At 60.2% G+C, this 12,584-nt stretch carries 6 protein-coding genes; 2 read left to right on the top strand and 4 right to left on the bottom strand.

Going from position 1 to position 12,584, the window contains the following annotated elements; all coding sequences use genetic code 11:
• Positions 1-2 precede the first annotated feature (2 nt).
• Positions 3-1,247, bottom strand: coding sequence for a lipopolysaccharide biosynthesis protein (locus tag HMPREF2820_RS00545; protein WP_070602217.1), 1,245 nt, complete (start codon positions 1,245-1,247; stop codon positions 3-5).
• 18 nt (positions 1,248-1,265) lie between these two features.
• On the bottom strand, positions 1,266-3,143 hold the full coding sequence (locus HMPREF2820_RS00540) for a polysaccharide biosynthesis protein (RefSeq protein WP_070602216.1): 1,878 nt from the start codon (positions 3,141-3,143) through the stop codon (positions 1,266-1,268).
• A gap of 366 nt (positions 3,144-3,509) precedes the next feature.
• Here HMPREF2820_RS00540 and HMPREF2820_RS10885 point away from each other — a divergent pair, with 366 nt between their 5' ends.
• Together HMPREF2820_RS10885 and HMPREF2820_RS00535 are read left to right on the top strand one after the other, a co-directional pair.
• Positions 3,510-3,662, top strand: a complete 153-nt coding sequence (locus HMPREF2820_RS10885) for a hypothetical protein (protein ID WP_155877870.1) — start codon at positions 3,510-3,512, stop codon at positions 3,660-3,662.
• 132 nt (positions 3,663-3,794) lie between these two features.
• On the top strand, positions 3,795-6,362 hold the full coding sequence (locus tag HMPREF2820_RS00535; RefSeq protein ID WP_070602214.1) for a multicopper oxidase domain-containing protein: 2,568 nt from the start codon (positions 3,795-3,797) through the stop codon (positions 6,360-6,362).
• 8 nt (positions 6,363-6,370) lie between these two features.
• On the opposite strand, the gene HMPREF2820_RS00530 is transcribed toward HMPREF2820_RS00535, so the two are convergent.
• Positions 6,371-7,912 carry a glutamate synthase subunit beta gene (locus HMPREF2820_RS00530; RefSeq protein WP_070602212.1) on the bottom strand — a complete coding sequence of 514 codons (1,542 nt, stop codon included), beginning with the start codon at positions 7,910-7,912 and terminating at the stop codon, positions 6,371-6,373.
• Positions 7,905-12,527 (bottom strand): glutamate synthase large subunit, encoded by a 4,623-nt coding sequence (gltB, locus tag HMPREF2820_RS00525; protein WP_070602275.1) that lies wholly within the window; start codon positions 12,525-12,527, stop codon positions 7,905-7,907. Before gltB ends, HMPREF2820_RS00530 begins: the two co-directional genes overlap by 8 nt.
• Positions 12,528-12,584: the final 57 nt, after the last annotated feature.

Raw genomic sequence — 12,584 nt, 5'->3', positions numbered from 1 at the left:
GTTTAGGCTTCCTCGATTACGTCGACGGGGAGTTCTTCGGTGGTAGTTGATGGATTCTTCTGGCCTCCGCTTGGCTGCATCAGCGCCACTGCTGCAACAGCGGCTGCTGCAAAGTAGACAATTGCGCTGGTCCACGCGAGACCGAGGGCGTCTCCGAGAAGAATGCCCATCGGGTAACAAATGACAGCGATAACGGCGGAAATGAGCTCCACTCGGCCAATTCGACGGGGATTGTCGCTGCCGAGAATTTCACCGCACAGGTGTCGGTAGCAGCCGAGCACCACGGCCGCGATAGTCAGTGGCAGCACCAACTCCCGGGAAGGCTCAAACTCATGGCCGAATACCGGCACGATGAGGAAGTAGAGTGCCACCCCACCGAGCGCACCAAGTGCTCCGTACGCTGCAGTGACTATGCCAAGGTGTCGGAGCACACGAGATGGGGTGAGTTCGCGACCCCTCTGGTCGCTGGTGCGCTGATCGGCGACTGACTGCGCGATCCAGTACAGCGGTTCCGTCGCCGTCGCCACGACTACAAAAAGACCTAACGACGCCGGTGAGGCCAGCGCCGGCAGCAAAACGCGACCCAAGCGTGTGGTCGTCAACGGCCCCAGACCCGATGCGATGAATGGGGCATTTGTTCGTGCCGTCTCTACCACTCCGCCAACACGGGAATCGGTGTGTTTGCGTGACTTCGCTAGCGACCAGATTGCCAGTGGCAGTGCCGGGAAGATATAGGCCGCAGCCCACCAGCGCCAGTCCTCGACTCCGGCGAAATAGAGCGCAGCGCTTATTAGCAGTACTGAGCCCTGAAAACCGACGAATACTGCGACGAAGAAGGACACTCGATGGCGGCTGATAGCCATCGCACGAACCATGGAAAATGACACGGTAACCAAGGCGACGACGCCGGCCATTGCCGTCCACGGTCCGTAGACGACTCCTGCGATGGCGCAGGCAATCAGAGCGACCACGGTCATGGCGTAACCACTCGGAATGAGACCGTGGTCGTAATCATCGCGGCGCAGCAAAAGCCGATCGGCCCCAAAGCCGACGAATGGCGCCACAATATAGGCGAACTGCAAAACGGTAGCGACCTCGCCTCGACCGGCGGGCCCCAGCACTCGCGCGGAAAGAATACTGACCACAAAGGCGACGACTGCGGCGAGCGCTGAAGCTGCCGAAATCGTCGCAACTGTTCGAACTCTTTGCGCCAGCTGCCCGGAGTTAGAGGAGCTGGTGGTTGTCACGGTGGGGAGTCATCCTAACTATTTTGCTTTCGAGCTAGCGGTTGCAAGTGATTGTGCACCGGTGGGATGCGCCTCAATACTGCTTTGCGCCCCACCGTGCTCTGCAAGCCAACGACGTGCCGCATCGTGATCATGTGTGCACGGAAGAATCCGCGAATTCAGCCGTTCCGGCTCAACACGTACCTCAGTGATTAGCGGATGACGATCACCGATCTTGGGAACCTCGCGGTCATCAACCAAATCCTCGGAGATTTTCTCACCTTCGCGAAGACCCGTGTAGACAATCTCTACGTCTGCGTCATGGAGCCTGATCAGGTTCTCCGCCAGCTCAGCAATCTTGACCGGCTTACCCATCTCCAGCACCAGAGTCTCACCGGACTCTGCAATAACGGTAGCCTGCAGCACCAGCTGCGATGCCTCCGGAATGGTCATGAAGTAGCGCTGAACGTCAGGATGCGTCACCGTCACCGGGCCGCCCTCTTCAATCTGACGCTGGAAAGTCGTAATGACCGAGCCGCGCGAGCCAAACACGTTACCGAAGCGGACAGATGCCCAGACACCTTCGTGAGTTTTCCCCATGTGCGCAGTCAGACGTTCCGCAGCGCGCTTGGATTCACCCAGAATTGAGGCCGGGTTCGCAGCCTTGTCCGTGGAAATATTAATAACGGTTGAAACGTTGGCCGCAGCCGCTGCATCCAGGACGTTCTGAGTTCCGATGACATTGGTTTGAACTGCTTCTGCGGGATAGCTCTCCAGCAGCGGCAGGTGCTTGAGAGCTGCAGCATGGTAGACAACATCGGGCTTGCGCTCGGTGAAGATCTGCGTCAGCATTTCCGCGTCACGGATATCAGCCAGGACGGTATCGGAGCCGTCGAGAAGCGCCGAACCCGTCAGCGACAGCTGCGTGGCATGCAAGCCGCCCTCATCGCGATCCAGCATGATCAGTTCTGCCGGCTCAAAGCGGTGAACCTGTCGGCAGATTTCGGAACCGATAGAACCTCCAGCGCCGGTGACCAGCACCTTCTTACCGCGGATTATGGAAGCGACCTTGGATTCATCCAGGTGCAGAGGCTGACGGCCAATGAGGTCGGCGATGTTAATTTCGCGCACCTGCGAGGTAGCGACAGCACCACGGTGGCGCGAGTACTCTTCCACCGGCGGCAGAATGAGCAGGCGCAGCGACGATTCCTCACAAATGTGGTTGAGGACGTTGATGCACTCAGTGGACAGTGGCTCATCAGTAGCAATGATGACCGACTGCGCCGAAGTGCGCGATGCGAGCTCACCCAGCTGATCAATTCCACGAATCACGCGGAGACCATGGATACGAGAAATATGGTTCTCGCGGCTTTCCTTGGGATCGACGATTCCAACCAAGTGGAAGCGGTTCTCACGGGAGATACCGGAATCCGTAAGACTGTTAATAAAGAACTTGGCTCGACGGCCTGCACCGAGAACAATCAAGCGATCATCCGTCTGACGGGAGCCAAAGTTGTTGGTAATCCAGCGAGCGAGAGTTCGGGTATAGATACTTGCCAAAGTTGCGACACAGCCACCTGCGAACGGAACGTACCACGCAATTTCCGGGAAGGTCTTCAGGATTTGAGCTAACCCAGTGGCTGCGGTAGCGCCGCCCATGCTGATGCTCAGCAGAACAATATCTTCAGTTCGACTGCCGGGCCATACGCGTTGTGGGTTGGTGTACTCCCCGAGCAGCAGGCCGAGCAGGACGATGACGGCCACGGCGACAGCGACAACCAAAAAATTAGTGCCTGATATTTCAGAGAAAGATACCAATTCACCGCGGACGATTCCGTTAGCGGCGGACAGCGCAATCAGCCAGGCGAGTACGTCAAATACGCACCAGGCGAGCTGCTTCCAGTCTCGGATAAACATTCTTATGCCTTTTACTGCTGGTTAAATTTTCTTACGCACAATGCGTTCCACAGGCTTGGCATACTATGCGATATGAACTACATTTACAGCCCCCTACTACAAAGGGCTACCCCATCGTTCGGGTAGCCAAAAAGCCACCTTTACCACTCATCATTCTCCCTGGTAAAACAACGTTTCACCAACTGTTTACTGAAGCTTCAATCTGTTTACATTCGTCTAACTAGCTGTACAAACTAGCTTCTAACGTAACCACTTCCTGACGATTGCAATTAATGCACAATCACCTCTTTATTGAGATGTTTATTCAAGGAAGTATTTGCGTGAATACTCAAACAATCGTTTTTGACAAAAGGGTTACACTTCCCCGTGAGCACATCATCAACGCGTCGGGCACGCGCTTTCATCACCCGGAAGCCCTTCCTTACTACCCTGATGCTGATTCAAAACCGGATGGGTCAGACACAGAAGACCACACAGTTCTGGCAGGCCCACAAAAACGGCGAAGACCCGACCAAATAAAAGCACTCTTACATGCGCCCATATTAAATGCGCACCCAGTATGCGTATTATTGATATATGTCGTCGCACGCCACACCAGAACCCCAATCCCCCACAACCAAACCGCCTACTAAGCCTGGCAAGAAGCGCCGCATGTCCTGGCATCGCAAGGCCGGTATGCCAGTGCGCTGGTGGTTCGCCTCCATCATTGTGGCAGCACTCATTCACCCTTTCGTCACCGATAGCCGTTGGCTGTTGGTGCATCTCTTTACCCTCGGCGCAGTCACCAACTCCATCCTCATCTGGGGCCGCCACTTCACCGAAAAGCTACTGAAAATCGACGTGCCCGTTGGCAATCGGAAGATTCAGTTGGCAAATATTTACCTGCTCAACGTAGGTATTGTCGCAACGGTCGTCGGCAAGCTCGGTGACTGGTGGCCGGTGACCACCGTCGGCGCGGCGGTCGTCGGCGTCGCCGTCGCATGGCATGCGATTTCCCTCGGCCGCGACCTGATGGCGAAGCGCGATCGGCCATTCGCCATTTCCGTTGCGCACTACGTCGCGTCGGCATGTCTACTGCCCATCGGCGCTGCACTCGGCGCCATCCTCGCATCTCCGAAGGGCAAAGCGCTTCACGACGACCTCCTATTGGCACACGAAGCCGTCAACCTCATTGGCTTCCTCGGGCTCGCGGCCTGCGGCACGCTCATCACCATGTTCCCAGCGCTGTGGCGAACCCAGATGTCGCCGCATTCCCGCCCGAAGCTGGCACTAGCAATACAGCTCATAGGTATCGCGATTACCGCGATCGGTGCACTGACCAGCATCAACTGGATCGCCTCGGTCGGCCTTGGCATCATCACTATCGGCTGGGTCATAGCCGCCATCCCGTGGGCGCACAACGTCATGACCGTCGCTAAAGACCCCCGCGACCGCCTCAGCTACCCGGCGCTGTCTGTCGCGGCCGCCATCGTATGGCTAATCGGCACACTCACAGTCGCCACAGTCAAGGCGCTTGACGACGGCTTCGTAATCTCATCCCTCACGCTGCCGCTGGTAATCGGTTTCGGCGCCCAGTTGCTTATCGGCATGATGAGCCAACTCCTGCCCGCCACCATCGGCGGAGGTGCTGGCCCAGTCTCTGCCGGTATGAAGGAACTTGACCGCGCGGGCGCATTTCGCTGGTCGACCATCAATATTGGTCTGGCACTGTGGCTAATGCCGCTGCCTTCCTGGACCAAAGTGGCGGTCTCCGCAATGGTCTCCCTTGCCTTGGTGTCTTATCTGCCACTTGTCGGCCGGGCCGCAAAGGCACAGATTGGTGCGCTGAAGGAACGCCAGAAGGCACGAGCTAACAAGGAAGCATCGCCGAAGCCGGTCGAGCTGCAAGCAACCGCGCGTCGTCTCGGTGCTCAAACTACCGCTGCTCTGGCTGTATTAGGCCTGGTAGTAACCGTCGGCGTTGCGCTGAGCGGTAGCGGTGGCGGTACGAGCAGCATTGAAACCACCGGCGATGTTGCGCCCACCGGAGAAACCGTCGAGGTCACGGTCACTGCCAACGATATGACCTATACCCCGAACGTCATTGAGGCGAACCCCGGCGACCGCCTGGTCATCACCATGGTCAACGCGGATTCCCAAGTCCACGATCTGCGCTTGGCCACCGGCGAGGACACCGGCCGAGTCTCCCCCGGCGACTCCGCCACCATCGAAGTGCCGGTCGTCCCTGGCGACATTGACGGTTGGTGCACCATTGCTGGCCACCGCCAGATGGGCATGACGCTCACAGTTAATGCAGGTGGTTCGAATCATTCACACCACACTGGGAACAGCAGCCACTCCGACCTCGCAACGCCAGGCGCACTCGGGAATGTCGGCGAGCTACCCGGCCCGGATTCCCCCACCATCAACCCGCTATTAGAACCCGCCGAGGACGCCACGGTTCACCACGTCACGCTGCGAGCCAGCGAGTTCACCGGCTACGCTGCCCCTGGCGTCGAGCAGCAGCACTGGGTCTACAACGGCAAACCGCTGGGGCCAACTCTGCGCGGCAAGGTGGGCGACGAGTTCGTCGTCACGCTCATTAATGACGGCACCATGAGTCACTCCATCGACTTTCACGCCGGCATTGTTTCGCCGGACGAGCCAATGCGCGACATCGCCCCTGGTGAGAAGCTTGAGTACCGCTTCCGTGCTGACCGCGCGGGCATCTGGATGTACCACTGCGCAACCATGCCCATGTCCATGCACATCGCTGCCGGTATGCACGGTGCCGTCATCATCGACCCACCGAATCTCACTGATGTTGACCACGAGGTTCTTCTGGTGCAGTCGGAAAGCTACTGGGGCGAGGACAGCCCCGACGCCGACAAGACCATGGCCGAGGACCCCGATATCTACAAGTTCAACGGCTACCCCGACCAGTATCTCACCCACCCAATTCGCATTCGCGCAGGTGAGACGGTACGTTTCTGGGTACTTGCCGCCGGCCCCAACAAGGGCACGAGCTTCCATATCGTCGGCACGCAGTTCCATCGCGTGTACAAGGAGGGCGCGCTTTTGCTTGACGACGGCGTGGGCGGTGCCCAAGCCCTTGACCTCGGTGCCGCGCAGGGTGGTTATGTTGAGGCCGAATTCCCGGAGCCAGGCACGTACCGCTTTGTCGACCACCAGATGGTGCATGCCGAAATGGGGGCACGCGGCAACATAGTGGTGAACTAAACCAGGGCTTACAACTTAATTGGAGCATCCTCCGGCTCGACAGCGCGCGGCAGATTGGACTCGCCCATCAAGTACTGGTCCACAGCCTCGGCGCAGGCGCGGCCTTCGGCGATAGCCCACACAATCAAACTGGCCCCGCGGCCATTGTCACCGGCCACGAACACCGGACCGTCGAAGTTCTGCTCGATGTCGCTGCGCACGGCGAGGTAGTCGTCGTCACGCATCATCACACCGCGATCGTTGAACTGAATCCCCAGCTCATGCGACAGACCACCGCGCTCCGGACCGGAGAAGCCCAGCGCGATGAGAACTAGGTCGGCATCGAGTTCGAAATCCGTATCCTCCATAGGCACACGCTTGCCATCGATGACCTCGACCTCGTTGGCGGACAGGCCGGTCACGTGACCGTCCTCGCCGTGGAAGGAGACGGTGTTGACGTTGAACACGCGCTTGCCCAGGGTCTCGCCGGTGACGCGAGCGTTAAGGCCGAGCGCCTCGGTAACCTCTGGCGGTTCGGAACCGGTGATGGTGTACTCACCTTCTTCGTGAGCAGTCGCCACGCGCCAGACCAGCGGGTACATCGGCCACGGAGTCGACGCCGCACGGGACTTCGGTGCACGGGGGCGAATATCGAACTGCGTGACGGACGCCGCTCCCTGGCGCAGCGCGGTACCGAAGCAGTCAATGCCGGTGTCACCGCCGCCAATGACAACGACCTTCTTGCCCTTCGCATCAATCGGCGGGGTGTCGAGCTCGCCTGCGGCAACGCGGTTGGCACCCGGCAGGTACTCCATAGCCTGGTGAATACCCTCCAAATCACGGCCATCGACAGGCAGGTCGCGGGCCAGTGACGCGCCGGTAGCTAGGACCACTGCATCGAATTCGGCCAGGTCAGCAGCTGTCGGTGAGACGTTGGTACGGAACTCGGTGCCCTCGATTTCCATCTGCTCAAGACGGCGGTCGAGGAAGCGCTGCTCCATCTTGTAATCCGGCACACCGTAGCGCATCAGACCACCAATCTTGTCGTCGCGCTCGAAGACCGTGACATCATGCCCGGCGCGAGTAAGCTGCTGTGCTGCAGCAAGGCCCGCTGGCCCGGAGCCGATGACAGCGATGTGCTGGCCGGTGTCGAAAGTCGGCACAATTGGCTGAACCCAGCCCTCATCGAAGCCGCGTTCAACGATGGCCAGCTCGATGTTCTTAATGGTCACGGCATCGTCGTTGATGCCGAGCACACAACCGCCCTCGCACGGAGCCGGGCACAGGCGACCGGTCCACTCGGGGAAGTTGTTGGTGGCGTGCAAGCGCTCGAAAGCCTCGTGCCAGCGGTTCTGACGAACCAGGTCATTCCACTCCGGAATGATGTTGCCCAGCGGGCAGGCCGAGTGACAAAACGGCACGCCACAATCCATACAGCGGGTCGCCTGCTGTTGCACCTGCTCGTTGCTAGCCTCCTCATAGACCTCTTTCCAGTCCATCAGACGCAGCGGAACCGGGCGATGAGCAGGCTCTTCGCGCTGGAATTTCATGAAACCCTTCGGATCAGCCATTGGTTACTGCCTCCATGATTGCTTCGTTGATGTCAGCGTCGTTGTCCTTTGCCTTCGCGACTACGTCGAGAATTCGGGCGTAATCACGCGGCATGATTTTGATGAACTGTGCAGCCGGGAACCGAGTCTTGGAACCCGTGAGCTTGCGGTGCTTCGACAGCGTGGCCTCCAACCAGCTGATGTCCTCATCATCGAGCGGCACAATATCGACCAACTCGGTGTTGATGTTCGCCCGCGTCGCCTCGTTATCCAGCAGGTAAGCGATACCGCCACTCATACCGGCGCCGAAGTTGTGACCGACCGGGCCCGCCACTACGACGCGGCCACCGGTCATGTACTCGCAACCGTGGTTACCGATGCCCTCGACCACGGCCGTAGCACCGGAGTTACGCACGCAGAAGCGCTCACCGACAGTGCCGCGAACGAAGATTTCACCGCTGGTGGCGCCGAAACCAATGACGTTGCCGGCAATGGTGTCGGTAGCCACATCCGCGGTCGGCGGGGCCGAACGTGAAGGTCGGACCACAATCTTGCCGCCGCACAGGCCCTTGCCGACGAAGTCGTTGGCATCGCCCTCCAGCTTGATGGTCACACCGGCCGGCAGGAACGCACCCAGCGAGTTACCGGCGGAACCGAGCAGGTTGACGACGATGGAGTCGTCGGCAAGCCCCTGCTTACCTGCGACTTTAGTGACTTCGTACCCCAGGCGCGTGCCCACGGAACGGTTCACATTGCTGATGGCGTGGTGCAGCGATACCGGTGTCGGCGCCAGCCCATTCGCGCGCGCCGTACGCAGCGCGGGCTGCGCTTCATCGATGAGGCGCTCGTCCAACGCACCCTCGAGCCCGTGGTCCTGCGCCTTCGTGCAGTAGGAATCCTGGTCCGCAAAGAAGGGGCTCTCGGCAACGTGCAGGATTCGCTCCAGGTCAAGCTTTGCGACGCGCGGAAGGTTGCCCAGATCCTTGCGCGGACGCAGGCACTCGGCATGTCCGACCGCTTCGTCGATGGTGCGGAACCCCAGCTCAGCGAGGTATTCACGGACCTGCTGGGCGATGAAGGTGAAGAAGTTGACCACGTGCTCGGCACGGCCGGTGAACTTGCTCCGCAACTTCGGATTCTGGGTGGCAATACCAACTGGACAGGTGTCCAGGTGGCAGACGCGCATCATGACGCAGCCCTCAACCACCAGCGGAGCGGTAGCAAAACCAAACTCCTCAGCACCCAGCAACATCGCGACCACGACATCACGACCGGTCTTGAGCTGGCCATCGCACTGCACGCGGATGCGGTCGCGCAGCCCGTTGAGCATCAGGGTCTGCTGGGTTTCAGCGAGCCCCAGCTCCCACGGACCGCCGGCGTGCTTGAGGCTGGTCAGTGGCGAGGCACCAGTGCCGCCATCGTGGCCGGAGATCAGCACGACGTCGGCATGCGCCTTCGAGACACCAGCGGCGACGGTACCCACGCCCTGCTCGGAGACGAGCTTGACGTGAATGCGGGCGCGCGGATTGGCGTTCTTGAGGTCGTAGATGAGCTGTGCCAGATCCTCGATTGAGTAGATGTCGTGGTGCGGTGGCGGCGAGATTAGCCCCACGCCCGGGGTGGTGATGCGGACTTCCGCGATCCACGGGTAGACCTTGTTCGGTGGCAGCTGGCCACCTTCCCCGGGCTTTGCACCCTGGGCCATCTTGATCTGGATGTCGGTGCAGTTGGACAGGTAGTGGCTGGTCACACCGAAGCGGCCCGATGCGACCTGCTTGATGGCAGAGCGTTTCCAGTCGCCGTTGGCCTCCATTTCGAAACGGTCTGGGTCCTCGCCACCCTCGCCGGAGTTGGACATGGCGCCCAGGCGATTCATAGCGATGGCCAGCGTCTCATGTGCCTCCGCAGAGATGGAGCCATAGCTCATTGCGCCGGTGGAGAAACGCTTGACGATGCTCGAGACCGGTTCGACCTCTTCAATGTCGATCGGCTCGCGATCTGAGGCGAACTCGAGCATGCCGCGCAGAGTTGCCAGCTGCTTGGTCTGCTCATCAACCTTGTTGGTGTAGTCGCGGAAGACCGCGTACTGACCAGTGCGGGTCGCATGCTGCAGCGTGTAGATTGTCTCTGGGTTGAATAGGTGGTACTCGCCTTCGCGACGCCACTTGTACTCGCCGCCGAGATCCAGCTCACGGTGTGCCTGCTCTTCCGGACGCGGCAGGAATGCGCTGCGGTGACGGGCGGCAACATCTTCTGCGACCTCGTCGAGACCAATACCTTCCAGCGGAGAAACAGCGCCGGTGAAGTACTCGTCCAGGAACTCCTGCGACAGACCGACGGTGTCGGCCAGCTGAGCGCCACGGTAGGACTGCAGTGAGGCGATACCCATCTTGGACATGACCTTCAGCACGCCCTTGGAGGCAGCCTTGCAGTAGTTCGAGCAGGCCTGATCCAACGTCAGAGCTCCGAGCTGGTCCTTCATGCGCAGCTCATCGATGGTTTCGAAAGTCATGTATGGGTTAATGGCATCGGCACCAAAGCCCAGCAGCATGGCCATGTGGTGCACCTCGCGGGCGTCGCCAGCCTCAATGATGAGGCTGGCGCGCGTGCGAGTGCGCTCCTCCACCAGGTGGTGGTGGACCGCGGAGGTCAGCAGCAGCGACGGGATGGGGGCAAAGCGCTCGTTGGACTCACGGTCAGACAGCACAATCAGTCGGGCACCACGGTCAATGGCCTCAGAGACCTCACGGCGAACACGACGGATAGCGTTGCGCAGGCCACGGCCACCGCGGGCGACCGGGTACAGGCCAGAGATGACCTCGGCACGGAACTCGGAGTACTCCTCGTTCTTGCCCGCCTGGCACAGGGTGACAAAGTCGTGGTTGTCCAGGATTGGATGCTCAAGCCGGATGCGACGGGCGGCATCGGCGGTGGGCTCCAGGATGTTGGTCTCTGCACCCAGCAACGTATTCATGCTGGTGATGGACTTTTCGCGCAGCGAGTCCAACGGCGGGTTGGTAACCTGCGCGAACCGCTGCGAGAAGAAGTCGAACAGCATGCGAGGGCGGTTGGACAGTGCCGCAATCGGCGTGTCTGAGCCCATCGAACCCAGGCCCTCCGCGCCGGTGAGTGCCATCGGGCGGATGATGAGGTCAACGTCTTCTTCGGTGATGCCGAAGACGCGCTGTCGTAACACCGCGCGGGCATGCGGCATGTACTGGTAGCGCTCTCGTGGCAGGTCGGTGATGTCGACCAGGCCCTCTTTGATCCATTCCTCGTATGGCCCGGTGGCGGCCAGCGTGGACTTAATCTCCTTGTCCTCAATAATGCGACCGGCCTTCATGTCCACCAGGAACATGCGCCCCGGCTGCACGCGCGTGCGCTGCACAATCTGCTCCGGCGGGATATCCAGGACACCAGCTTCGGAGGCCATCACCACCAGGCCCTCGTCGGTCACCCAGATGCGCCCCGGGCGCAGACCATTGCGATCCAGGGTGGCACCGATGACCTGGCCGTCGGTAAAGCAGATGGCAGCGGGGCCGTCCCACGGCTCCATCAGGCAGGCGTGGTACTCGTAGAACGCGCGAACCTGCGGGCTGAGATTGTCGTCGTGCTCCCAGGCCTGCGGAACCATCATCATGACCGCATGCGGGAGACTACGACCACCGAGATGCAGTAACTCCAGGGCCTCGTCGAAACGCGCAGTGTCAGAACCGTTGGGGTCGCACACCGGCAGCGCGCGGTCGATGTTGCCCAGCTTGCCAGAGCGAATTAGCGACTCGCGGGCGCGCATCCAGTTCTCGTTGCCGCGCACGGTGTTGATTTCGCCATTGTGAGCGACGTAGCGGTACGGGTGTGCCAGCGGCCAGGACGGGAAAGTGTTCGTGGAAAAGCGTGAGTGCACGATGGCGAGCGCGGAAGTGACTTCCTTCTGCTGCAGGTCAAGGTAGAAATCCTTCAGCTGCGGAGTAGTCAGCATGCCCTTGTAGACGATCGTGCGGCTGGACAGCGACGGGAAGTACACGGTGTCGCCACCAGAGCCCTCGCCAGCGCCCTGTTCACCCAGCTCACGCTCGCAGCGCTTACGCAGGAAGAACATCTTGCGGTCGAGATCGATATCGCTGAGCTGGCGACCCTCGTAGTTCTTCGCGGTAACGAAGAGCTGACGCAGCACCGGCATAGCCTGGCGAGCCATCTGGCCAAGCCCGTCAGCGTTAATCGGCACATCGCGCCATGCCAAGATCTCGATGCCCTCTTCGGCGCAGATGTCTTCAATAGCCCGGATGGCATCAAGGGTGGCCATGCGCGACTGCGGCAGGAACGCAATACCGGTGGCGTAGGTGCCAGCCGGCGGCAAAATAACGCCTTCCTTGCTCAGCTCAGCACGGTAGTAGGCATCCGGAACCTGAATGAGAATGCCGGCACCGTCGCCGGTGGTCTTCTCAGCGCCGGCGGCACCGCGGTGGTCGAGGTTGACCAGTGCCTGGATGCCCTTTTCCACAATGTCATGGGTCTGGCGACCGTAAATGTCGGCAACAAAGGCCACGCCACACGCATCATGTTCGTTCGACGGGTGGTAGAGACCTTCCCTCTGAGGACCACGAGGCAATGTGGTCGCTGTTTCGGTCAGAGTCATGGCTGTCTTAGCTGTCATGGCTGTTTTCCCCTTGTAGGTGCAATGTGCCAATTGGGG

Source organism: Corynebacterium sp. HMSC064E08 (assembly GCF_001811805.1).
Taxonomy (GTDB): Bacteria; Actinomycetota; Actinomycetes; order Mycobacteriales; family Mycobacteriaceae; genus Corynebacterium; species Corynebacterium jeikeium_D.
Note: the sequence above shows the minus strand (reverse complement) of the source record. Positions and strands in the feature narration are given on the sequence as shown.

What these genes read in the sequence shown, in the direction of transcription:
- HMPREF2820_RS00530 (WP_070602212.1), bottom strand. Translation starts at nt 7,912, where the DNA reads ATGGCTGATCCGAAGGGTTTCATGAAATTCCAGCGCGAAGAGCCTGCT.
- HMPREF2820_RS00540 (WP_070602216.1), bottom strand. Translation starts at nt 3,143, where the DNA reads ATGTTTATCCGAGACTGGAAGCAGCTCGCCTGGTGCGTATTTGACGTA.
- HMPREF2820_RS00535 (WP_070602214.1), top strand. Translation starts at nt 3,795, where the DNA reads ATGTCCTGGCATCGCAAGGCCGGTATGCCAGTGCGCTGGTGGTTCGCC.
- gltB (WP_070602275.1), bottom strand. Translation starts at nt 12,527, where the DNA reads ATGACTCTGACCGAAACAGCGACCACATTGCCTCGTGGTCCTCAGAGG.